This window comes from Streptomyces sp. NPDC029956 (genome assembly GCF_055574655.1).
Genome location: NZ_JBVHZJ010000004.1, coordinates 168,733 through 192,604, shown reverse-complemented (window position 1 = coordinate 192,604; position 23,872 = coordinate 168,733). Strand labels below are relative to the sequence as shown.

At 69.3% G+C, this 23,872-nt stretch carries 18 protein-coding genes; 10 read left to right on the top strand and 8 right to left on the bottom strand.

The window, feature by feature from the left end; translation table 11 throughout:
- Window positions 1-121 precede the first annotated feature (121 nt).
- The gene (locus tag ACZ4XX_RS04710; protein ID WP_468506521.1) at window positions 122-2,890 is read right to left on the bottom strand and encodes a transglycosylase domain-containing protein; all 2,769 of its coding nucleotides are present in this window, start codon (window positions 2,888-2,890) and stop codon (window positions 122-124) included.
- A 372-nt stretch (window positions 2,891-3,262) separates the two neighbouring features.
- Between ACZ4XX_RS04710 and ACZ4XX_RS04705 the strand changes: the two genes are divergently transcribed.
- The 3 genes from ACZ4XX_RS04705 to ACZ4XX_RS04695 all read left to right on the top strand — a co-directional run bounded on the left by ACZ4XX_RS04705 (window position 3,263) and on the right by ACZ4XX_RS04695 (window position 6,409).
- Complete coding sequence (locus tag ACZ4XX_RS04705) at window positions 3,263-3,943, top strand: PadR family transcriptional regulator (RefSeq protein ID WP_189833684.1); 681 nt, start codon at window positions 3,263-3,265, stop codon at window positions 3,941-3,943.
- Between the two features lie 48 nt (window positions 3,944-3,991).
- Entirely contained in the window at window positions 3,992-5,074 is a 1,083-nt protein-coding gene (locus ACZ4XX_RS04700; protein WP_468506520.1) for an inositol-3-phosphate synthase, read from the top strand.
- Window positions 5,075-5,149: 75 nt separating this feature from the next.
- The gene (locus ACZ4XX_RS04695; protein WP_468506519.1) at window positions 5,150-6,409 is read left to right on the top strand and encodes an MFS transporter; all 1,260 of its coding nucleotides are present in this window, start codon (window positions 5,150-5,152) and stop codon (window positions 6,407-6,409) included.
- A 91-nt stretch (window positions 6,410-6,500) separates the two neighbouring features.
- Here ACZ4XX_RS04695 and ACZ4XX_RS04690 read toward each other — a convergent pair whose 3' ends face one another.
- On the bottom strand, window positions 6,501-7,967 hold the full coding sequence (locus ACZ4XX_RS04690; protein ID WP_468506518.1) for a CCA tRNA nucleotidyltransferase: 1,467 nt from the start codon (window positions 7,965-7,967) through the stop codon (window positions 6,501-6,503).
- Between the two features lie 211 nt (window positions 7,968-8,178).
- Here ACZ4XX_RS04690 and ACZ4XX_RS04685 point away from each other — a divergent pair, with 211 nt between their 5' ends.
- From ACZ4XX_RS04685 to trxA, 7 genes are all read left to right on the top strand, one after another.
- Entirely contained in the window at window positions 8,179-10,590 is a 2,412-nt protein-coding gene (locus tag ACZ4XX_RS04685) for a DUF6049 family protein (protein ID WP_468506517.1), read from the top strand.
- Between the two features lie 45 nt (window positions 10,591-10,635).
- A complete protein-coding gene (murJ, locus tag ACZ4XX_RS04680) occupies window positions 10,636-12,888 on the top strand; it encodes a murein biosynthesis integral membrane protein MurJ (protein ID WP_468506516.1) in 2,253 nt (750 codons plus the stop codon).
- Window positions 12,889-13,006: 118 nt separating this feature from the next.
- Window positions 13,007-14,695, top strand: a complete 1,689-nt coding sequence (locus ACZ4XX_RS04675; RefSeq protein WP_468506515.1) for a serine/threonine protein kinase — start codon at window positions 13,007-13,009, stop codon at window positions 14,693-14,695.
- Window positions 14,696-14,720: 25 nt separating this feature from the next.
- A complete protein-coding gene (gene sigM, locus ACZ4XX_RS04670) occupies window positions 14,721-15,425 on the top strand; it encodes an RNA polymerase sigma factor SigM (protein ID WP_468506514.1) in 705 nt (234 codons plus the stop codon).
- Window positions 15,422-16,384 carry an anti-sigma factor gene (locus tag ACZ4XX_RS04665; protein WP_468506513.1) on the top strand — a complete coding sequence of 321 codons (963 nt, stop codon included), beginning with the start codon at window positions 15,422-15,424 and terminating at the stop codon, window positions 16,382-16,384. The genes sigM and ACZ4XX_RS04665 overlap by 4 nt, the downstream gene beginning before the upstream one ends.
- 139 nt (window positions 16,385-16,523) lie before the next feature.
- A complete protein-coding gene (gene trxB, locus ACZ4XX_RS04660) occupies window positions 16,524-17,489 on the top strand; it encodes a thioredoxin-disulfide reductase (RefSeq protein WP_468506512.1) in 966 nt (321 codons plus the stop codon).
- A gap of 46 nt (window positions 17,490-17,535) precedes the next feature.
- Entirely contained in the window at window positions 17,536-17,868 is a 333-nt protein-coding gene (trxA, locus tag ACZ4XX_RS04655; protein WP_329280767.1) for a thioredoxin, read from the top strand.
- A gap of 127 nt (window positions 17,869-17,995) precedes the next feature.
- Here trxA and ACZ4XX_RS04650 read toward each other — a convergent pair whose 3' ends face one another.
- The 6 genes from ACZ4XX_RS04650 to yidC form a co-directional block, all read right to left on the bottom strand.
- Window positions 17,996-18,613, bottom strand: a complete 618-nt coding sequence (locus ACZ4XX_RS04650) for a GNAT family N-acetyltransferase (RefSeq protein WP_468506511.1) — start codon at window positions 18,611-18,613, stop codon at window positions 17,996-17,998.
- A 159-nt stretch (window positions 18,614-18,772) separates the two neighbouring features.
- Window positions 18,773-19,867 (bottom strand): ParB/RepB/Spo0J family partition protein, encoded by a 1,095-nt coding sequence (locus ACZ4XX_RS04645; RefSeq protein WP_468506510.1) that lies wholly within the window; start codon window positions 19,865-19,867, stop codon window positions 18,773-18,775.
- Entirely contained in the window at window positions 19,864-20,940 is a 1,077-nt protein-coding gene (locus ACZ4XX_RS04640; protein WP_078944828.1) for a ParA family protein, read from the bottom strand. The genes ACZ4XX_RS04645 and ACZ4XX_RS04640 overlap by 4 nt, the downstream gene beginning before the upstream one ends.
- Before the next feature lie 236 nt (window positions 20,941-21,176).
- Window positions 21,177-21,893, bottom strand: coding sequence for a 16S rRNA (guanine(527)-N(7))-methyltransferase RsmG (gene rsmG / locus ACZ4XX_RS04635; RefSeq protein WP_468506509.1), 717 nt, complete (start codon window positions 21,891-21,893; stop codon window positions 21,177-21,179).
- Between the two features lie 117 nt (window positions 21,894-22,010).
- Window positions 22,011-22,520, bottom strand: a complete 510-nt coding sequence (locus tag ACZ4XX_RS04630) for a Jag family protein (protein ID WP_030321234.1) — start codon at window positions 22,518-22,520, stop codon at window positions 22,011-22,013.
- Window positions 22,521-22,549: 29 nt separating this feature from the next.
- Window positions 22,550-23,869 (bottom strand): membrane protein insertase YidC, encoded by a 1,320-nt coding sequence (yidC, locus tag ACZ4XX_RS04625; protein WP_468506508.1) that lies wholly within the window; start codon window positions 23,867-23,869, stop codon window positions 22,550-22,552.
- Window positions 23,870-23,872 lie beyond the last annotated feature (3 nt).

Here is a 23,872-nt window from a genome sequence, read left to right as displayed (position 1 = left end):
GTACGGCTCCGGGAAAACGGCGAGGGCCGCCGCGGCCGGCCCGTACGGAAGGTACGGATCGGACGCGACGGCCCTCGTCTCACACGTCGGCAGGGACCCGGGGCATGCCCCCGGCGGAGGATCAGGGGGCGAAGGCCCCGTTGCCGGGTTTGCCGTTCCCTCCGCCCGGACCGTTTCCGTCGTCCGTCGGTGTGCCGGTCTCGGTCGGTGTGTCGGTGGTGGGCGGCGTGGTGGTGGGCTCCCCGGTGTTGCCGCCGGGATCGCCCGGTTCGTCCGTGCAGCCCCAGCCCCAGACGCCACAGGTCGTCTTGTCCGGCTTCGGCGTCCGCGTCGTCGGCGGGGGAGTCGTCGTCGGCGGCGGCGTGGTGGTCGGCGCGCTCGTCGTCGGCGTGGCCGAGGTCTCGGTGGGCGTCGGGGTGGCCGTCGGGGTCGGCGTCGGGCTCGCGGCGCCACCGCCGAAGACGGCCTCGGCGCCCTCCAGCTTGTCCGCCTCCGGGAAGGACTTGACCGGGTAGGCCTTCACGGCCTCGGTCATGTAGTCCTGCCAGATCCGCGACGGGAACGACGAACCGTGGATCTTCGGCTGGTCACCCGTGCCGTACATCTCCTCGAACTTGCGGTCCTTCTTCGTCTCGTCGTCGTCGAACCGGTACATGTCGATCGCGGTCGACAGCTGCGGGGTGTATCCGACGAACCAGGCCGACTTGTTGCCGTCGGTGGTACCGGTCTTTCCGGCGACCTCGCGGCCCGGGATCCGGGCCTTCTTGCCGGTGCCCTCGTCGTCGTCCACGACGGAACGGAGGACGTCGGTGACGTTGTTGGCGACGGCCGGGCTGAAGGGGCTCTTCGTCTCCCCCTTGTGCTGGTGGATGACGACGCCCTCCTTCTTCACGCTCTCCACCGAGTAGGGGTCGTTCTGCTTGCCCTCGTTGGCGAAGGTCGCGTAGGCGCCGGCCATGCGGATGGCGCTCGGGCTGGAGATGCCGAGGGAGAAGGAGGGCACCTCGCCCCCGACGAGCGAGTCGGGACGCAGACCCGAGTCGACGGCGGCCTTGCGGACCGTGTCGATGCCGACGTCCATGCCGAGCTGCACGTACGGCGAGTTCGCCGACTTGACCATGGCGCGACGCAGGGTCATGTCCTTGTAGCTCGCGTCGTCGTCATTGGTCTGGAGCCACTCCTCGCCCTTCTCGTTGTGCCAGATCTCACCGTTGTACTTGCGGATCTTCAGCTCGTTCTTGCCGGAGTAGCGGCTCTTGTCCGGGTCCACGATCGTGCGGGTGGAGGCGTCCTGGACCTCGCCCAGGTCCTTCTGCCGGACCCCGTCCCTCATCGCCGCGGCGAGGACGAACGGCTTGAACGTCGATCCGACCTGGGCGCCGGTGTTGTCGGCGTTGCTCCGGAAGTGCTTGGTCGCGTCGACACCGCCGTAGAGCGCGACGATCTTCCCGGTCGCCGTGTCGACCGAGGCGCCGCCGAACTGCACGTTCGTGTCCGTCTTGGGGCGCTTCTTCGGGTCGATGTACTCGTCGAGGATCTTCGTGACCGAGTCCTCGAGGGCGTCCACCTTCTTCTTCTCGAAGGTGGTGTAGATCTCGTAGCCGCCGCGCTCCAGGTCCTGCTCGGTGATGCCGAACTGGGCCTTGATGTTGGCCTTCGCGGTGGTGACCAGATAGCCGATCTGACCGCTGAGGTTGGCGCTCTTCTTGGGCTTCTCGACCTTGGGGAACGTCGTGTACTTCGCACGCTCCGCGGCCGGCAGGTGCCCGTCCTTCTGCATCTCGTCCAGGATCCACGACCAGCGGAGCGTGGCCCGCTCGGTGTTCTTCTCGGGCGTGGCCTCGGAGTCGATCTCCGGGTAGCCGGCCGGGTCGTAGTACGTCGCGCCCTTGAGCACCGCGGCGAGCAGTGCCGACTGGCTGGGGTTGAGCTTCTCCGCGTCGACGTTGAAGTACGCGCGGGCCGCCGCCTGGACACCGTAGGCACCGCGGCCGTAGTAGGCGGTGTTCAGATAGCCGGCGAGGATCTCCGGCTTGTCGACCTCGCCGCCCACCTTCATGGAGATGAAGAGTTCCTTCACCTTCCGGCTGAGGGTCTGCGACTGGTCGTCGAGGCGGTTGTTCTTCACGTACTGCTGGGTGATCGTCGAGCCACCCTGGGTCTCGCCGCCCTTGGCCATGTTCCACACGGCGCGGCCGATGCCCATGGGGTCGATGCCGGAGTCGTCCCAGAAGGTCTTGTTCTCCGCCGAGATCACGGCGTTCTGCATCGACTTCGGGATCTTGTCGAACGGGACGATCTGGCGGTTCGTACCGCTGCCCGTCGCGACCATCCGGGTCTTGTCCGACCAGTAGTAGATGTTGTTCTGCGACTTCGCGGTCAGCGCCTCGTTGGGGATCTCCACCTGCGTGTACGCGATCGCGCCCGCGCCCATCAGGCTGGCCACGAAGAACAGGAACGTACCCGTCACGAGCTTCCACGACGGCATCCAGCGACGCCAGCCGTACTTTCCGTAACGGGGATAGTCGATGATCCGTTTCTTGCCCGGCGGAGGTCCGTCGGAGCCACGGCCGGGGCCGCTGCCGCGGCCGCCACCACCGCCACCGCGCCGTCCGCCTCCAGGACCACCAGGGCCTCCGGGGCCGGTCTCGGCTCCCCTCCGGCGGCTTCCGCGCTGGGCGGCCCTCCGGGCCTCCGCGCGACCTCCGTAGGGCCGCTGTTCCTCCCCGGGGGAGGAAGCAGGCCCGTACGAGGCCGACGGGGCCCCCGTACCGACGTCTTGGGCCGGGGCCGACCTGCGGCCCACCGGCTGCTGGGCAGCGCGCCGTGCCGCCGCGCGACCGCCCGTCGGCGGCTGCTGCGGCGGCATTTTGCGACGATGCTCGCTCATCGAACGACTACTCCTCGGGCAGGCGCGAACGCCTGGAAGCGGCAGTTGAGTTCCGGTCCCCCCGAAATGCGAACGGCCGGAACCCCATCGGAGGTCCCTCCGTATCGCAGCCGGTCACCCGGAGCACTGACGCCCCACGGCAGCGCTCGGTTCCCGGTGTTCTGCATGCCGCACAGCCTACGCACGGCCAAAACCCACCTAGGGCCGGAGTTCACCCCAAATCAGGCAAGTCGAACGCTGTGAATTGACGATGTGACGCCGGTCACGGCGGGCCCACTTGTCGGGACCTTCGGGCCGTTCTATCGTGCTGATGTATCGAGTCGATACATCAGCACGGCATAAAGAGCCCGACGGCGGAGGAGGAGGCGACGCATGAGCAGACGCTCCGGCATCCTCGAGTTCGCCGTCCTCGGCCTGCTGCGCGAGGCTCCGATGCACGGGTACGAGCTGCGGAAGCGCCTCAACACCTCGCTGGGCGTCTTCCGGGCCTTCAGCTACGGAACGCTGTATCCCTGCCTCAAGACGCTGGTCGCCAACGGCTGGTTGATCGAGGAACCGGGCAGCGCTCCCGAAGAGGCTCTCGCCGCTTCACTCGCAGGACGCCGAGCCAAGATCGTCTACCGGTTGACGGCCGCGGGTAAGGAGCACTTCGAGGAGCTCCTGTCCCACACCGGCCCGGACGCCTGGGAGGACGAGCACTTCGCCGCACGCTTCGCCTTCTTCGGGCAGACCGAGCGCGAGGTGCGGATGCGGGTCCTCGAGGGCCGCCGCAGTCGGCTGGAGGAGCGCCTGGAGAAGATGCGCGCCTCTCTGGCCCGGACCCGGGAACGCCTCGACGACTACACGCTTGAGCTGCAGCGCCACGGTATGGAGTCCGTGGAGCGCGAAGTGCGCTGGCTGAACGAGCTCATCGAGAGCGAGCGGGCAGGGCGGGATCAGCGATCCGGCCCCGACGCCCCCGCTCTGCACGACAACGATTCTGGAGAAACGGGCGGCCTGCCCCGGCACGGGGGCAGTACCCGGCCGGATCCGTCCGACGACACCGCCAAGTGAAACCCTGCGCACAGCAGGGCTTCCACGATCACACAGGGAGCAACCGGAATGGGTTCGGTTCGCGTAGCCATCGTCGGCGTGGGCAACTGCGCCGCCTCGCTGGTTCAGGGCGTCGAGTACTACAAGGACGCCGACCCGGCGGCCAAGGTCCCCGGCCTGATGCACGTTCAGTTCGGCGACTACCACGTCCGTGACATCGACTTCGTCGCGGCCTTCGACGTCGACGCGAAGAAGGTCGGCCTCGACCTCTCGGACGCCATCGGCGCCAGCGAGAACAACACCATCAAGATCTGCGACGTCCCGAACGCGGGCGTCACGGTCCAGCGCGGTCACACGCTCGACGGTCTCGGCAAGTACTACCGCCTGACCATCGAGGAGTCCGCCGAGGAGCCGGTGGACGTCGTCCAGGTCCTCAAGGACCGCGAGGTCGACGTTCTCATCTGCTACCTGCCGGTGGGCTCCGAGGCTGCCGCGAAGTTCTACGCCCAGTGCGCCATCGACGCCAAGGTCGCCTTCGTCAACGCCCTTCCGGTCTTCATCGCCGGCACCAAGGAGTGGGCTGACAAGTTCACCGAGGCGGGCGTCCCGATCGTCGGCGACGACATCAAGTCGCAGGTCGGCGCGACCATCACGCACCGCGTGATGGCGAAGCTGTTCGAGGACCGCGGTGTCCGTCTTGAGCGCACGATGCAGCTCAACGTCGGCGGCAACATGGACTTCAAGAACATGCTCGAGCGCGACCGCCTCGAGTCCAAGAAGATCTCCAAGACGCAGGCCGTCACCTCGCAGATCCCCGACCGCGAGCTGGGCGAGAAGAACGTCCACATCGGTCCCTCGGACTACGTGGCCTGGCTGGACGACCGCAAGTGGGCGTACGTGCGCCTCGAGGGCCGCGCCTTCGGCGACGTTCCGCTGAACCTCGAGTACAAGCTCGAGGTGTGGGACTCCCCGAACTCGGCCGGTGTCATCATCGACGCCCTGCGCGCCGCGAAGATCGCCAAGGACCGCGGCATCGGCGGCCCCATCCTCTCCGCGTCGAGCTACTTCATGAAGAGCCCGCCGGTCCAGTACTTCGACGACGAGGCCCTGGCCAACGTCGAGAAGTTCATCAAGGGTGAGGTCGAGCGCTAAAGCGCCCGACGCTTGTCGATCGAGGGTCCCCGCGGCACTGCCCGGGGGCCCTCTTCGTATGTGAGTCTTGCTGCCATGTCCGTCGTACGTGATCTGCGCGTACTCCTGCGCCTGACGAACTTCCGACGCCTGCTCGCCGTCCGGCTGCTCTCCCAGTGCGCCGACGGCGTCTACCAGGTGGCCCTGGCCACGTACGTCGTGTTCTCCCCCGAGAAACAGACCTCCCCCGCCGCGATCGCCTCCGCCATGGCGGTGCTCCTGCTGCCCTACTCGCTCGTCGGTCCCTTCGCCGGGGTGCTCCTCGACCGCTGGCAGCGCCGCCAGGTCTTCCTGTACGGCAACCTCCTGCGGGCCCTCCTCGCCGGCGGAACCGCCGTGCTCGTCCTGGCCTCCGTCCCCGACTGGCTCTTCTACGCCTCCGCGCTCTCCGTCACGGCCGTCAACCGCTTCGTCCTCGCGGGGCTCTCGGCCTCGCTCCCGCACGTCGTCGACGAAGACCGGCTGGTCGTGGCGAACTCGCTCTCCCCCACCGCCGGCACCCTCGCCGCGACCGCGGGGGGCGGACTCGCGTTCGGCATCCAGCTGATCGCCGACAAGTCCGACGCGGCCGTGGTGGCCTTCGGCGCCGTCCTGTACCTCTGCGCCGCCCTCGCCTCGCTACGGATGTCCCGGGAGCTCCTGGGCCCCGATCCGGCCCTCGTGCCCCAGCGGCTCAGCTCCGCGCTGGCCTCCACGGCCCGGGGACTGGGCGAGGGACTGCGCCACCTCGCGGAGCGGCGGCCCGCCGCTCGTGCCCTCGTCGCGGTGGGCCTCATGCGCTTCTGTTACGGCGCCCTGCTCGTCACCGTGCTCATGCTCTGCCGCTACGAATGGAGCTCCACGGAGTCCGAGGGGCTCGGACTCCTCGGGATCGCCGTCGGCGCCTCGGGCGCGGGATTCTTCGCGGCGGCCCTGCTCTCCCCCTGGGCGGTGGGACGGCTCGGACCCTTCGGCTGGATGACGGTGTGCGCGGCGACGGCCGCCGTGCTCGAACCGGTGCTGGGCCTGACCTTCGCCCCGATGCCCTTCTTCGTCGCCGCCTTCGTGCTCGGACTCACCACCCAGGGATCCAAGATCGCCACGGACACGGTGGTGCAGACCTCCGTGGACGATGCCTACCGAGGCCGGATCTTCGCCCTCTACGACGTGCTGTTCAACGTGGCCTTCGTGGCCGCGGCGGGGGTCGCGGCCCTGATGCTGCCGCCCGACGGCCGTTCCGCACTACTGGTCGTGCTGGTGGCCGTGATCTACGCGGCGATCGCACTGGCCTTGCGAGGGGAACGCGCGGAGGGGTGATGTTTCACGTGAAACATCACCCCCCGACTACCGCATGGGCCTGCGCACGGGCCCATGTTTCACGTGAAACATGGGCCCGTGCGGACGAAGGTCAGCCCTGCGAGGCCCACCACTCCTTGAGCGCGGCCACGGCCTGGTCATGCTCCGTCGGCCCGTTCTCCAGCCGCAGCTCCAGCAGGAACTTGTACGCCTGCCCGATGGCGGGACCGGGGCCGATGCCCAGGATCTCCTGGATCTGGTTGCCGTCGAGGTCGGGGCGGATCGAGTCGAGCTCCTCCTGCTCCTGGAGCTGGGCGATGCGGTCCTCCAGGCCGTCGTAGGCACGAGAGAGCGCGCCCGCCTTGCGCTTGTTGCGGGTGGTGCAGTCCGAGCGGGTCAGCTTGTGCAGCCGCGAGAGCATCGGGCCGGCGTCCCGGACGTAGCGACGCACGGCCGAGTCGGTCCACTCCCCGGTCCCGTAGCCGTGGAAGCGAAGATGCAGCTCCACGAGCCGCGAGACGTCCTTGATCATCTCGTTGGAGTACTTGAGCGCGGTCATGCGCTTCTTGGTCATCTTCGCGCCCACCACCTCGTGGTGGTGGAAGGAGACCCGGCCGTCCTTCTCGAAGCGGCGGGTACGCGGCTTGCCGATGTCGTGGAGCAGGGCCGCGATGCGCAGCACCAGGTCCGGACCGTCCTCCTCCAGGTCGATGGCCTGGTCGAGCACGGTCAGCGAGTGCTCGTAGACGTCCTTGTGCCGGTGGTGCTCATCGCTCTCCAGCCGCAGCGCCGGCAGCTCGGGGAGCACATGGTCGGCGAGGCCCGTGTCCACGAGGAGCCCGAGGCCCTTCCTGGGGTGGGAGGAGAGCAGCAGCTTGTTGAGCTCGTCACGGACCCGCTCGGCGGAGACGATCTCGATCCGGCCGGACATCTCCTTCATCGCCGTGACGACCTCGGGGGCCACCTCGAAGTCCAGCTGAGCGGCGAAGCGCGCGGCCCGCATCATGCGCAGCGGGTCGTCGGAGAAGGACGCCTCCGGGGTGCCCGGCGTGCGCAGCACGCGGGCGGCGAGGTCCTCCAGGCCGCCGTACGGGTCGATGAACTCCTTCTCCGGGAGCGCCACGGCCATGGCGTTGACGGTGAAGTCACGCCGGACGAGGTCCTCGTCGATGGAGTCGCCGTAGGAGACCTCGGGCTTGCGCGAGGTCCGGTCGTAGGCCTCCGAGCGGTACGTGGTGACCTCGATCTGATAACTCTGATCGACGTCTCCGACGCGGGCCTCCTTCTGGCAGCCGACGGTCCCGAAGGCGATGCCGACCTCCCACACCGCGTCGGCCCACGGGCGGACGATCTTCAGTACGTCCTCGGGGCGGGCGTCGGTGGTGAAGTCCAGGTCGTTGCCGAGCCGGCCGAGCAACGCGTCCCGTACCGATCCGCCGACCAGCGCGAGGCTGAACCCGGCCTCCTGGAAACGGCGGGCGAGGTCGTCGGCGACAGGGGACACACGCAGCAGTTCACTGACCGCGCGGCGTTGCACCTGGCTCAGTGCAGTCGGGGTGTCTTCGTTGGCGTTCGGCACAACAGAAAAGGGTACGTGCCCCGGCCCGCGCCGACGTCCTCGTTTTCCCGTGGTCGGTGCACCGGGAGCCGTCGCACCGGCCCCGTCGAAGATCGCCTGGAGCAGTCCCCGGCACTTGCTCCCAGCGTGCCTCGTTACCATGCCTGGACACAGCAACCGGGAACCATCCACACCACTGACACCAGAGACAACGACGAGGACGGGCGAACGCGTGGCCGAGGCGGCAGACATCCAGGGGACCGGTCCCTCACCTGCCCGCCGATGGCTGCGGCGCACGATCACCGTCGCCTTCGGGGCACCGCTCCTGGCCGGCCTCCTTCAGGCCCCGGCCACCTCCTCCCCGGCGTTCGCCGCCGAGGACGCCCCCGGATCGAAGACGGTCGATGTGTCTCTCGACACGCTGGCGCCGAGCGCGCCCGTCGAGGGGGACACGGTCACCATCTCCGGCACGGTGACCAACCGGGGCAAGAAGACGGTGACCGACGCCGAGGTGGACCTGCGGGTCGGGCCGCAGATGACGAGCCGCAGCGAGATCGAGCAGGTGACGGGGCGCACCGGTTTCCGGCCCTACAGCGATCCCCCCCCTCTCGACGACGCGCCCACGATCAAGATCCCCCGGCTGGGCCCCGGCCTCAGCGCGGACTTCTCCCTCTCCGTGCCGGTCTCCGACCTCGGACTCGACGAGGCGGGCGTCTACCAGCTGGGCGTCTCGCTCACCGGGCAGACCTCGGACCACCGCTACGACCGGGTGCTCGGTATCGAGCGGACCTTCGTGCCGTACCAGCCCGAGGCCACCGACAAGAGGACCCAGCTCACCTACCTCTGGCCGCTGATCTCCTCGGCCCATGTGTCGGCCGAGACGGCCACCGACGTCCAGCAGACCCCGGTGTTCGAGGACGACACCCTGGCGGCCGAGCTGAAGCCGGGCGGAAGGCTCGACGAACTCGTCTCGCTGGGCAAGGACCTCCCGGTCACCTGGGTGGTCGACCCGGATCTGCTGGCCTCCGTCGACGCCATGGCGAACGGCTACCGCGTCAAGGACGGCGCCCTGCCCGTCCCCGGCAAGCACCAGGCCGTCGCCGAGCGGTGGCTGGGCTCGCTGGAGAAGGCCGTCCAGGGCCACAAGGTCGTCGCCCTGCCGTTCGCCGACCCCGACCTGGCCTCCCTCGCCCACCGCGGCAAGGACGTCCCCGGCTCGCTGGGCCACCTCCAGTCGGCGACCGCCCTCGCCGGGACGACGGTCGACACGATCCTCCACGTCCAGCCCGCCACCGACTTCGCCTGGCCCGTCGACGGAGCCGTCGATCCGTCCATCATGGCGGTGGCGACCTCGGCCGGTGCCGACAAGGTGATCGCCCGCAGCGACAGCGTCCGCGACGACCTCTCCTACACGCCCACCGCGGCCCGCCCCTTCAGCAACGGCACCACCGCGGTGGTGAGCGACGCGCTCCTGTCCACGGCCTTCGAGGGAGACATGGTCCGGACGGAGAACTCGACCCTCGCGGTCCAGGAGTTCCTCGCCCAGTCCCTCGCGATCACCCTGGAACAGCCGGAGGACCAGCGCAGCATCGTGGTCGCCCCGCAGCGGGTACCGACCGTCTCGCAGGCGCAGAGCATGGCGACCGCCCTGCGCGGGCTCTCCGCCAAGCGGTGGAGCCAGCCCAGCGACCTCCTGGCGGCCGCAGCGGCCAAGCCGGACCCCGACGCCTCCACCACGGTGCCCGCCGGCTCCCGGTATCCGAAGAAGCTGCGCGACCGGGAGCTTCCGGTCCAGGCCTTCCGCGACATGAAGACCACGCGCGACGAGCTGGACGACTTCAAGGTCATCCTCACCGCACAGGACCGCGTCGTGCCCCCGTTCACCAACGCGATCAACCGCGAGATGTCGACGTCGTGGCGGGGGCAGGCCCGAGCCGCGGCGCTCTACCGGATCAACGTCCTGGAGTATCTGCAGACCCTCACCGAGGGGGTCCAGCTGGTCGACAAGTCCGACCTCACCCTCTCCGGCCGCAGCGCGACGATCCCGGTGACCGTCCAGAACAAGCTGCTGCAGGACGTGCATCTCGTGCTGCGGCTCACCTCCGGCAGCAAGAACCGCCTCAACCTGAGCGGCGAGAGGTACAAAGAGCTGCCCGTGAAGATCAGCGGCGGCCACAGCCAGTCGGTGAAGTTCTCCGCCTCCGCGAACGTCAACGGCCAGGTGCCGATGACGGCCCAGCTCTACACCGAGGACGGCACGCCCTACGGGCAGCCGATGACGTTCACCGTGAAGGTCTCCGAGATCACCGCCACGGTGATGCTCGTGATCGCCGGTGGCGTCCTCCTCCTGGTCCTGGCCGGCGTGCGGATGTACAGCCAGCGCAAGCGGGTGGCCGCGCGGAACGCCGAGGCCGAAGCGGCGGAGACGGACACCGCCCCGGAGGAGACGGAGCCGCACCCGGATTCCGGAGCGGAACCCGGAGCGGAACCCGGGCCGGATACCGGCTCGGACACGCCACGGGAGTCGGCAGGCCCTGCGGAGGAGCCCGACGCGGACGAACCCGAGCAGCCGAGTGACCCGACACCGGACACCGGGCCCGAAAGCGGCGACCCGTCGGGCCCGGGTGAGAAAGTGGACCGTTGAGCGATGTCGTGGCCGGTCGGCCGGGGACGATGAGGTGGGGTAACCATGAACGCGCCGTACGACGGTGACCGCGGCGAGGGTGCGGGCGGCACCCCGCCGTCCGGTGGGACGCCCGCGGCACCCCCCGGCTCCGGCCACCCGCCGGTGCCGCCCCCGCCGCCCGGGACTCCCGGCGCCCAGGGTCACGCCCCCTACGCGCCGGACGGCTACGCGCAGGACGGCTACCAGCAGAACCCGTACGCCCAGGACCCCTACGTCCAGGACGTCTTCACCCACGACCCGTACCGGGCCCAGGACCTGTCCGCGCAGGACCCGGTGACCGAGGCGCTCTACGACCGCGCCGCGCATCCGCCGCCCCCGCCCGGCACGTACCAGGAGCCGCAGCCGCTCTACCAGCAGCCGGCCGCACCCCACCACGCCCCCGACCCCCGGGTGTGGGCCCAGACCCCGGCACCGGAGCCCGAGGGCTCCTCCCGCCACCTGCCGTACGGCGACGACGCGCGCACCGTCCAGTTCACCGGCGTCGACGACCTGGTGACCCGGGCCGGCCAGGAGGAACCCGAGCCGGACGCCTTCGCGCACCTCTACCGGGACCAGCAGACGCCCGGCCAGGTACCCCCGCCCGCCCCGGAGCCGGATCCCATGCCCGCCCCCGCCCCCAAGAAGTCCGGCCGCGCGTCGGGGCTGCTGAAGTCGAGCGCGGTGATGGCCGCCGGCACCCTGGTCTCCCGGCTCACCGGCTTCGTCCGCAGCCTGGTGATCACCGGTGCGCTCGGCGCCGCCCTGCTCGGTGACACCTTCACCATCGCCTACACCCTGCCGACGATGATCTACATCCTCACCGTCGGCGGCGGCCTCAACTCGGTCTTCGTCCCGCAGCTCGTCCGCTCGATGAAGAACGACGAGGACGGCGGCGACGCCTACGCCAACCGCCTGCTCACCCTGGTGATGGTGGCGCTCGGCGCGATCGTGGTCCTGGCCGTCTTCGCGGCACCGCTGCTCATCCGGCTGATGTCGAACACCATCGCCGACGACGCCGCCGCCAACAGCGTGGCCGTCACCTTCGCCCGCTACTGCCTGCCCACGATCTTCTTCATGGGCGTACATGTGGTGATGGGTCAGATCCTCAACGCCCGCGGCAAGTTCGGCGCGATGATGTGGACCCCGGTCCTCAACAACATCGTCATGATCGTCACCTTCGGCCTGTTCATCTGGGTCTACGGCACCTCCGCCGAGTCCCACATGGGTGTGCAGACCATCCCCGACGAGGGCATCCGCCTGCTCGGCATCGGCACGCTGCTCGGACTCGTCGTCCAGGCCCTGGCGATGATCCCGTACCTCCGGGAAACCGGCTTCCGCTTCCGCCCCCGCTTCGACTGGAAGGGCCACGGGCTCGGCAAGACGGTCAAGCTCGCCAAGTGGACCGTGCTCTTCGTCCTCGCCAACCAGGCGGGCGTGCTGGTCGTCACCCAGCTCGCCACGGCGGCCGGTGAGGAGTCCGGGAAGAACGGTGCGGGCTTCCTCGCCTACTCCAACGCCCAGCTGATCTGGGGCATGCCGCAGGCCATCATCACGGTCTCCGTCATGGCCGCGCTGCTCCCGCGGATCTCCCGCGCCGCCCACGACGGCGACCCGGGCGCCGTCCGGGACGACATCTCGCAGGGGCTGCGCAACTCGGCCGTCGCGATCGTCCCGGTCTCCTTCGCCTTCCTGGCGCTCGGCGTCCCGATGTGCACCCTGCTCTACGCCTCCAGCGGCGTCGAGGCGGCCCAGGGCATGGGCTTCATCCTGATGGCCTTCGGCCTCGGTCTGATCCCCTACTCCGTCCAGTACGTCGTGCTCCGAGGCTTCTACGCCTACGAGGACACCCGGACGCCCTTCTACAACACCGTCATCGTCGCCGCCGTCAACGCGGCTGCCTCCGCGATCTGTTACGTCGTGCTGCCCGCCCAGTGGGCCGTCGTCGGCATGGCCGCCTCGTACGGCCTCGCCTACGCCGTCGGCGTCGGCATCGCCTGGCGCCGCCTCCGCAAGCGCCTGGGCGGCGACCTGGACGGCACCCACGTGATGCGGACCTATGCCCGCCTCTGCATGGCCTCCGTGCCCGCCGCCATCGTCTCCGGCGCTGTCGGCTTCGGCCTGCTGAAGCTCCTCGGCGAGGGGGCGTTGGGTTCGCTGGTCGCCCTGGTCATCGGCGGCGCAGTGCTCCTCGGTGTCTTCTTCGTCGCGGCCAAGCGCATGCGGATCGCGGAGCTGAACACCCTGGTCGGGATGGTGCGCGGACGCCTGGGACGCTGAGTCTGCAGCTCCCGCACAACCATCGGGGGGAACCGCGTGTCGTGCATAGCGTCCGACTGTGGGCACAATTGGCTTGGCTGTTGGATGTGGCGCAACGGATGGGGAGGCAGGAACGACGGTGGCGGAACGTAGCACGGCTGCCGTCGACGTGGCCGACAACAGCGGTGACGACCCGCTGACCGCCAAGGCGGACACGGCCGCGACCGACGGGGTGGCGGACAAGAAGAAGGCGGCGGAGCAATCCGCCGAGGCCACGGACAAGAAGGCGGTCGAACGACAGAGCGGCGAACAGCCCTCCATCACGGCTCCGGAACTGCACAGCGGCCACAAACTGGCCCGACGCTACCGGCTGGAGGAGTGCGTCACCCGTCTGGACGGGTTCAGCAGCTGGCGTGCCGTCGACGAGAAACTACGGCGTGCCGTCGGGGTCCACCTGCTGCCCGCCGACCACCCGAGAGCCCGTTCGGTCCTGGCCGCGGCCCGCTCCTCGGCCCTCCTCGGCGACCCCCGCTTCGTGCAGGTCCTCGACGCCGTCGAGGAGAACGACCTCGTGTACGTCGTGCACGAGTGGCTGCCCGACTCCACCGAGCTGACCGCGCTACTGGCGGCCGGCCCGCTGGAACCCCACGACGCCTACCAGCTCGTCAGCCAGGTCTCCCAGGCCATGGCCGCCGCCCACCGCGAAGGCCTCGCCCACCTCCGGCTCACGCCGAGTGCCGTCCTGCGCAGCTCCACCGGCCAGTACCGGATCCGCGGCCTGGCCGTGAACGCCGCCCTGCGCGGCATCACCGCCGAGCGTCCGCAGCGCAACGACACGGAGGCCATCGGCGCGCTCCTGTACGCCGCGCTCACCCAGCGCTGGCCGTACGACAGCGACGCCTACGGGCTCTCCGGGCTGCCCAAGGGCGTCGGCCTGCTCCCGCCCGACCAGGTCCGCGCCGGTGTCCACCGGGGCCTCTCCGAGATCGCCATGCGCGCCCTGGCCAACGACGGGGCCACCGCCTCGCGTCAGGAGCCGCCCTGCACCACTCCGGACGAGCTGGCCAAGGCCGTGGCCGCGATGCCCCGGGTGAGGCCCCCGGAGCCCGAGTTCACCGCTCCGCCGGAGTACCAGCGCACGACGTACCAGCAGGGCACGTACGGGCGTCCTCAGGTGCACCCGGCGACCACCCAGCCGGTGGTCGTCCCGCCGCCCCCGCTGCAGAGCCGTACCGGCAGGGCTCTGAAGTGGGCCGTGTCCGCCCTCCTGATCGCGGCTCTCGGCCTCGGCAGCTGGCAGATCGCCGACCGGCTCCTCGCGGCGGACTCCGTGCAGAAGGAGACTCCGGGTCCGACGCCGACGGTCGACGAGAAGCCCGCGCCCCTCAAGCCGGTCACCATCGAGTCGGCCCAGGACTTCGACCCGCTGGGGAACGGCTCCGAGAAGCCCCAGGCCATAGACCTCGCCTACGACGGCGATCCCAGCACGTACTGGTACACCGAGAACTACCGCGGCCTCGGGTTCGCCAATCTGAAGACCGGCGTGGGCCTCGTGCTCGACCTGGGCAAGGCGCAGAACATCAGCGAGGTCGACCTGTCGTTCGTCGGCGACACCTCGGTGGAGCTGCGTACGGCACCGTCCGACGCGACGTCGCAGCCGTCCCAGCCAGACGCGTACACCACCCAGGCGAAGGGTCAGGGAAGCCAGGTCGCCCTGAAACTCACCAAGCCCGTCACGACCCGCTACGTTCTCGTGTGGCTGACCGAACTGCCCTCCAACGACGGGGGCTACCGGGGCAAGCTGAGCGAAGTCAAGATCATGGGCTGACGACCGCAGGGGAGGGGGCTCACCGTTGGACCGACCGATAGACGACGCCACGGACGACCAGGAACTCCTGGCTCGCCATGTCGCCGGAGATCCCGACGCCTTCGGTGAGCTCGTACGGCGCCACCGCGACCGGCTCTGGGCGGTGGCCCTGCGCACCCTGGGGGACCGCGAGGAGGCCGCTGACGCCGTCCAGGACGCCCTGCTGTCGGCCTTCCGGGCCGCCCACACCTTCCGCGGCCAGTCGGCCGTCACAACGTGGCTCCACCGCATCACGGTCAACGCCTGTCTCGACCGTCTCCGCAAAGCGGCCTCGCGCAAGACCTCGCCCGTCGACGACAACGACCGGTTCGAACAGCTCCTCGAACCCCACGAGTCCGCCGAAGCTCCCGTGGAGCGCCAGGACGTCCACCGTGAAGTCCTCGCCGCGCTCGCTGCGATCCCCGCCGATCAGCGCGCCGCCCTCGTCCTGGTCGACATGCAGGGATACCCGGTCGCCGAGGCGGCCCGTATCCTCGGCGTTCCCACCGGCACGGTGAAGAGCCGTTGCGCGCGCGGGCGGGCACGACTGCTTCCGATGGTCACTCATCTGCGCGCCGACACGGTGGGTAACGAAGCCCCTGAGGGGGGAAGGAACCGGACGCCGGGGACATCCGTCCCACCGGTGCCGGGACCGACGGACACCGGACCGACTGATCCAGCTGCTGTGAAGGGCGGAGGTGGGCGCACGTGACTTCCACGGCCGGCAGGGCCAACACCACACAGCACCCGGACGTCTCGGAAATCTCCGATCTGACCGAGGGGCTCCTCTCACCGACCCGCTCGGCCGCTGTCCGCCGACACGTGGACGGATGCCCCCTCTGCGCGGACGTACGCACCTCTCTGGAGGAGATCCGAGGACTGCTCGGCACCCTTCCCGGGCCGCCCCGCATGCCCGCGGAGATCGCCGGACGGATCGATGCCGCCCTCGCCGCGGAGGCCCTCCTCAACGCCACCACGCCGGGGAGCGATACCCCCGTTTCACGTGAAACATCGCCCGCCACCCCCGCGGCGGCTCCCGCGGACTCTCCCGCCCCTGCCACCGACCGCCCCGCCGGCCGCGGCACGGATCGCCCTGCGGGTCGCTCCGGTGCCGCCACCGGCCCCGGGCGGGCCGGGAAGCCCCGACGCCGTCGCATCGCCCTGCTCGCGACGCTCGGCGCCGCCTTCGGTGCCGTGGTCCTCGGCACGAGCCTCTATCTCAGCCAGGCGGGCAACGTGACCGCCGGAGGCGAGGCAGGCGACACCAAGAAGGCCGACACCGTCGCCGGGGCCGCCCTGAGCCCCTTCTCCGGCTCCCCGGTCGAGGACCGGGTCCGCGCGCTCCTGAGCGAGGACCAGTCCGTCGGGACACCCCGTGGAATCGGACCGGAATCGATGTCCGCCGAAACCGAGACCGGGGCGCCCCAACGGAACAAGGACAGCGTCGTCCCCGGCTGTGTCCTGGCCGGCACCGGCCGCTCCGACGCGGTCCTGGAACACGAACAGGGCGAATACCAGGGGAAGCCCGCCTATCTGCTGGTGCTCGCCGATCCCGCGGACAGCAAGCGGGTCCAGGCCTATGTGGTCGACGCCTCCTGCGCGGAACAGACCGCCGGGAGCGGAAGCGCGGACGCGGATCTGCTGTTCAGCGAGACGTATCCCCGCTCCTGACCTCTCTCCCCGTCCTGCGACGGTGCCGCGCGGCGGTTTCGGGAATGTACGCCCCTTAGGATCCGTTGGGTGGGGTGAGAGTGACCGAGACAACCGCCCCCGTAGGCAGTGCCAGTCTGCAGAGACGAGGAAGAAACCCGTGAGCGACGTCCGTAACGTGATCATTATCGGCTCCGGGCCCGCGGGTTACACCGCTGCGCTCTACACCGCCCGAGCGTCGCTGAACCCCCTGGTCTTCGAAGGTGCCGTCACCGCCGGTGGCGCACTCATGAACACGACCGAGGTCGAGAACTTCCCCGGCTTCCGTGACGGCATCATGGGCCCGGACCTGATGGACAACATGCGGGCGCAGGCCGAGCGCTTCGGCGCCGAGCTCGTCCCCGACGACATCATCTCCGTGGACCTGTCCGGTGAGATCAAGACCGTCACCGACACCGCCGGCACCGTGCACCGTGCCAAGGCCGTCATCGTCACCACCGGCTCGCAGCACCGCAAGCTCGGCCTCCCGAATGAGGACACGCTCTCCGGCCGCGGCGTCTCCTGGTGCGCGACCTGCGACGGGTTCTTCTTCAAGGACCAGGACATCGCCGTCGTCGGTGGCGGCGACACCGCGATCGAGGAGGCCACCTTCCTCTCGCGCTTCGCCAAGACGGTCACCATCGTCCACCGCCGGGACAGCCTGCGTGCCTCGAAGGCCATGCAGGAGCGCGCCTTCGCCGACCCGAAGATCTCCTTCGCCTGGGACAGCGAGGTCACCGAGATCCACGGTGAGCAGAAGCTCAGCGGCCTGACCCTGCGCGACACGAAGACCGGCGAGACGCGCCAGCTGCCCGTCACCGGCCTCTTCATCGCTGTCGGCCACGACCCGCGGACCGAGCTCTTCAAGGGGCAGCTGGAGCTCGACGAGGAGGGCTACCTCAAGGTCGCCGCCCCGTCGACGCGCACCAACCTCACGGGCGTCTTCGGCGCCGGCGACGTCGTCGACCACACCTACCGTCAGGCCATCACGGCCGCCGGCACCGGCTGCTCCGCCGCGCTGGACGCCGAGCGCTTCCTGGCCGCCCTCGCCGACAGCGAGAAGCTGGCCGAGACCCCCGCGGTCTGACCCCGTCTCTCCTCACCCCACACCCCGCGAGATCAAGGAGGCCGCTGTGGCCCTGAAGACTGTGACCGACGCTTCCTTCGAAGAGGACGTCCTCAAGAGCGACAAGCCCGTCCTGGTGGACTTCTGGGCCGAGTGGTGCGGCCCGTGCCGCCAGATCGCCCCGTCGCTGGAGGCCATCGCCGCCGAGCACGGCGAGATCGAGATCGTGAAGCTCAACATCGACCAGAACCCGGCCACGGCTGCCAAGTACGGCGTCATGTCCATCCCGACGCTGAACGTCTACCAGGGCGGCGAGGTCGTGAAGACGATCGTCGGTGCCAAGCCGAAGGCCGCCATCCTGCGCGACCTCGAGGGCTTCGTCGAGCCGTCGAAGGCCTGATGCTCCCGCTCTGTTTCACGTGAAACCGTGAAACAGAAGCAACGTTTCACGTGAAACGACGAACGGCCCGCCCCTTCCGGGGCGGGCCGTTCTCGTGTCCCGAGCGGGCCGACTTCCTGTCCCGACGCTACAGAGGGCGCAGGACGGGTTCCTTCTGGACCGCGCCGAGAAGCCGGTCGAGCGCCATCTCGACGTCCTCCTTCCAGGAGAGCGTCGTCCGAAGCTCCAGCCGCAGCCTGGGGAACGACGGATGAGGCCGCACCGTCTTGAAGCCCACCGCCAGCAGATGATCGGCCGGCAGCACACAGGCCGGCTCCTTCCACCGCGCGTCCCCGAACGCCTCGATGGCCTTGAAGCCCCTCCGCAGCAGATCCTTGGCCACGGTCTGTACGACCATCCGGCCGAGCCCCTGGCCCTGATAGCCGGGCATGATCCAGGCCGTCATCAACTGCGCGGCATCGGCCGCCACGGGACTCGTGGGGAAGGCGGTGGAACGCGGCACATAGGCCGGGGGAGCGTAGAGCACGTAGCCGACCGGCACATCGTCGACATAGACGACCCGGCCGCACGAGCCCCACTCCAGGAGAACCCCCGAGATCCAGGCCTCCTTCTCCGCCTCCGGACGCCCAGACTTCACCGCGGCTTCTCCGCTCACCGGGTCGAGCTCCCAGAAGACGCAGGAGCGACACCGCTTGGGCAGATCCGGAAGGTTGTCCAGCGTGAGCGGTACGAGCCGACGCCCCACGGCCGCGCCTCACTTCCCTCGCGTTCGAGCACGGATACGCCTTCTGGAATCGTATCGATCGGCTGATCGGGACGACACCGCTCACAGGCAAAGGGCGGGCCCTGTTCCGGTGAAACCGGAGCACGGCCCGCCCTCAGCGGCCTTGGACAGCGAAAGGCGTCAGCCCTCCGCCCCCTTCTCGGTGTTCTTCTGGTCCATGACCCGTCCCTCGCCAGGAGCCAGGGTCGCCAGGATCCGGTCCAGATCCTCCACCGAGGCGAACTCGACGACGATCTTTCCCTTCTTCTGACCGAGGTCGACCTTCACCCGGGTCTCGAAGCGGTCCGAAAGACGGGAGGCGAGGTCCGTGAGCGCGGGCGAGACCCGGCCACCGGCCCGCGGCTTCGTCGGCTTGACCGCACCGTCGGGCTCCTCGGAGCCCATGAGGCTCACCATCTCCTCGACGGTACGCACCGAGAGGCCTTCGGAGACGATCCGGTACGCCAGCTTGTCCTGGGCCTCCGGGTCCTCGACACCGAGCAGCGCCCGCGCGTGGCCGGCGGAGAGCACTCCGGCGGCGACCCGGCGCTGCACCGGCGGGGAGAGCCGCAGCAGTCGCAGCGTGTTGGAGATCTGCGGGCGCGAGCGCCCGATCCGCTCCGCGAGCTGATCGTGGGTGCAGCCGAAGTCCTTGAGCAGCTGCTCGTAGGCGTGAGCCTCTTCGATCGCGTTCAGCTGGGCGCGGTGGAGGTTCTCCAGGAGCGCGTCCAGGAGCATCTTCTCGTCGTCGGTGTCCCGGACGATCGCGGGGATCCGCTCAAGACCCGCTTCCTTGGACGCCCGAAGACGCCGCTCACCCATGACCAGCTCGTAGCCGTCGCCGTCGGTCTTGCGCACGACCACGGGCTGGAGGAGGCCGACCTCCTTGATGGAGACGACGAGTTCCGCCAGGGCGTCCTCGTCGAAGACCTCACGCGGCTGGTGCCGGTTGGGCACGATGGCGTCGAGCGGAAGCTCGGTGAAGTAGGCACCCGCCGGGGGCTCCGGCCGGACCACCGGCTCGGTGTCGTTCCACGACGGAGCCGACTCCGGGGACTGCGCGCTCTGCGGCAGGGACGCCAGCTTCGCGGCCGCGACCCCCCGGTCCGAAGGCATGGCCGGGGCCACACCGGGCGAGGCCACGCCCACGCCACCCGACGGCGACTGCCGTTCCTGGGGAGCAGCGGGGATCAGCGCACCGAGCCCACGCCCCAATCCCCTACGTCGCTCACTCACTGGATCCCCTCCGACATGCTGCGCTGGTGGTTCTGGTGCCCGACATGGGCGTGCTGCGGGTCATAGTGCACGGCGGCCCCCCGCAGGGCGATCTCACGTGCCGCTTCGAGGTACGACAGGGCGCCGCTGGAGCCCGGGTCGTAGGTGAGGACCGTCTGCCCGTAGCTCGGTGCCTCCGAGATGCGGACGGACCTCGGGATGCTGGTCCGCAGCACCTCCTCGGCGAAGTGGGTGCGCACCTCGTCGGCGACCTGGGAGGCGAGCCTCGTCCGGCCGTCGTACATGGTGAGCAGGATCGTCGAGACATGGAGTGCCGGGTTGAGGTGCCCCCGGACCAGGTCGACGTTCCGCAGGAGCTGGCCGAGCCCCTCCAGTGCGTAGTACTCGCACTGGATCGGGATCAGCACCTCGGCTCCGGCCACCATGGCGTTGACCGTGAGGAGGCCGAGCGAGGGCGGGCAGTCGATCAGGATGTAGTCGAGCGGCTGCTCGTAGGCCTGGATCGCCCGCTGCAGACGGCTCTCACGGGCCACGAGCGACACCAGCTCGATCTCCGCGCCGGCAAGGTCGATGGTCGCGGGGGCGCAGAACAGGCCCTCGACATCCATGACCGGCTGCACCACTTCGGAGAGCGGCCTGCTGTCCACGAGAACGTCGTAGATCGAGGGGACCTCGGCATGGTGGTCGATACCGAGCGCCGTGGAGGCGTTGCCCTGTGGGTCCAGGTCGATGACCAGGACCCGGGCCCCGTGCAGGGCGAGCGACGCGGCAAGGTTGACCGTCGTGGTCGTCTTGCCCACGCCGCCCTTCTGATTGGCGACCACCATCACGCGCGTCTGCGCCGGGCGGGGAAGTCCCTCACCGGCACGACCGAGGGCCTCTACTGCCAGCTGGGCAGCACGACCAATGGGGGTGTCGTCCATCGGGGGCGGCGTTTCACGTGAAACATCCTCCCCCACCGATTCGGTTCGGGGACCGGGGACCGGATCGGTCATCGGTCCCGCGATGTTGGCGTCGGACCGCAAGGATTCACTCTCCTCGGCTTCAGGCTCGCGATGAGGAGAGCCTGCCATGCTTTCAGGGTCGTGAACCAGCGAGGTCGGTGGTTCTGTGGGTGAATCCACCTCTGTGGACATCTCCGTAACCCTCGCGGGCGGGTTCACGCGGGGTCTACGGTCCCGGGGCGTGGCAGCCGCGCGACCGCGGCTGATGATCCCCTGCAGCAGTGAGCGACGTTTCACGTGAAACACCATGCCCCTGCTGCCCGGCCGGGACCGTTCGACACTCCGAAATGGTACGAATGCGACGCTCAGCGGCGCCGACGGGTCTTGCTCGTCCGGGCGGCCTTGGCACGCTTGGCCGCGAACCGCACACCACCCGGGCTCTCACCGACCTCCACCCGGACGACCGTGGACAGCGGATCGACGATCCCCTCACCCACCTGCAGCACGGAGGTCTCCACCACACCGAGACGGGAGAGCGCGGCGCGAGCCCCGGTGATCTCCTCCTCCGCGGTATCCCCCTTGAGCGCCAGCATCTCCCCGTACGGACGCAGCAGGGGAACTCCCCAGCCGGCCAGCCGGTCGAGCGGCGCCACCGCGCGGGCCGTCACCACATGCACGGGCGTGATCTTGCCCATCATCTCCTCCGCGCGCCCACGGACCACGGTCACATGGTCGAGGCCCAGCAGCTCGACGACCTCCTGGAGGAAGTTCGTCCGGCGGAGAAGCGGCTCCAGGAGCGTGATCTTCAGGTCGGGCCGCACCAGCGCCAGGGGGATACCGGGAAGCCCGGCGCCCGAGCCCACGTCGCAGACGGTGACACCCTCGGGGACGACCTCGGAGAGAACCGCACAGTTCAGCAGGTGCCGCTCCCACAGCCGCGGGACCTCGCGCGGGCCGATCAGACCGCGCTTCACACCCGCGTCCGCGAGGAGCTCCGCGTACCGTACGGCCTCCGGGAAGTACTCACCGAAGACTGTCCGGGCCTGCTCCGGAGCCTCGGGGAGCTCCGCTTCCTCCGTCACGGGAACCGTCCTTCCGTACCGCACGCATCGTGTGCGGGCGCACTGTGGTGGCTGACTATCAGGCTGACAAAGATCGGCCCCGCCTGCGAACAGACGGGGCCGACACTACGTGAGGGTTCAGGCCGGGAGAACAACGACGAAGCGCTGCGGCTCCTCGCCCTCGGACTCGCTGCGCAGACCGGCGGCGGCGATCGCGTCGTGCACGACCTTGCGCTCGAACGGCGTCATCGGGTCCAGCTTGACCGGCTGGCCGGTGGACTTCACTTCGCCCGCGGCCTTGGCGCCCAGCTCGGCGAGCTCGGCACGCTTCTTGGCGCGGAATCCGGCGATGTCGAGCATCAGACGGCTGCGGTCACCGGTCTCCCGGTGCACGGCCAGTCGGGTCAGCTCCTGGAGCGCCTCCAGGACCTCGCCGTCGCGGCCCACGAGCTTCTGCAGCTCCCGAGCCGAGTCGCTGATGATCGAGACCGCGGCCCGGTCCGCCTCGACGTCCATGTCGATGTCGCCGTCGAGATCGGCGATGTCGAGCAGGCCTTCGAGGTAGTCGGCCGCGATCTCACCCTCCTGCTCCAGGCGGGTCAGGGTGTCGCCACCCTCGGCGGCGGCGGAGGTGGTGCCTTCCGTCACGGATGGACTCCTTCTTGCTTCGACGAGGACTACTTCTTGGAGGACGGGTGCTTGGGCCGCTGCTGGCCCTTGCGCTGACCGGACTTGCCCTGCTGACGGGACCCTCCGGAGTTGGCGCGGGGACGCGCGGACTTGTCGCCCTGCGCCTCGCCCTTCGGCTCTTCCTTCGCGGCGGTCTTGGCCGGACCCTGGGGCTTCTTCTCGAGCGAGGTGGTCGGCGCCTCTTCGGCGGCCGGCTCGGAAGCCTCCTCGGAGTCCTTCACTGCGGCGTGCTGGGCGGCCTGGCGCTGGGCCTTGGTCTGGCGCTTGGGCTGCTGGCGCCTGGCGGCGGGACCGCCCTCGGCGTCGGCCACGATCGTGTCGCTCTTGATCACGGTGCCGTCGGCCTGGGCGGCGAAGCCGGCCTTGGTCAGACCCGCGAAGAAGCGGCGCTCGTTCTCGTTGCGGTCGCTGCCCTTGGCGACGATGACCTTGACGATGGTCTTCCGGCGACGGCCGCGGACCTCTTCGTGCTGCGTGATGCTCTTCAGCAGGCGCTGGAGGTAGGAGTCCTGCGCCTTGCTGCCCGGGGTCGGGTTCTGGTTGATCACGTACATCTGCTGGCCCATGGTCCACACGTTGGTGGTCAGCCAGTAGACGAGGACACCGACGGGGAAGTTGATACCCATGACGGCGAAGATCACCGGGAAGATGTACATGAGCATCTTCTGCTGCTGCATGTACGGGGTCTTCACCGAGAGGTCGACGTTCTTCATCATCAGCTGGCGCTGGGTGAAGAACTGCGAGGCCGACATCATGACGATCATGATCGCGGTGACGATGCGGACCGAGGTCAGCGAGGCGTCGAGAGCGGCGACCTCGGCGGCGGAGTCCGTGAACTTCGACGCGAGCGGGGCACCGAAGATGTGGGCCTGACGGGCGCTGGCGAGCAGCGGGCCGTCGATGACGCCGATCTCCTTGCCCGAGGCGATCGAGGAGAGCACGTGGTAAAGGGCGAAGAAGAACGGCGACTGCGCCAGGATGGGAAGGCACGAGGAGAGCGGGTTGGTACCCGTCTCCTTGTACAGCTTCATCATCTCTTCGGACTGACGCTGCTTGTCGCTCTTGTAGCGCTCCTGGATCGCCTTCATCTTCGGCTGGAGCGCCTGCATGTTCCGGGTCGACTTGATCTGCTTGACGAACAGCGGGATCAGACAGATCCGGATCAGCACCACAAGGGACACGATCGACAGGCCCCAGGCCCAGCCTGTGTCCGGGCCGAAGATCGCCCCGTACACCTTGTGGAACTGGACGATGACCCAGGAAACGGGCCAGGTGATGAAGCTGAACAGACTGGCAATCGTGTCCACTAA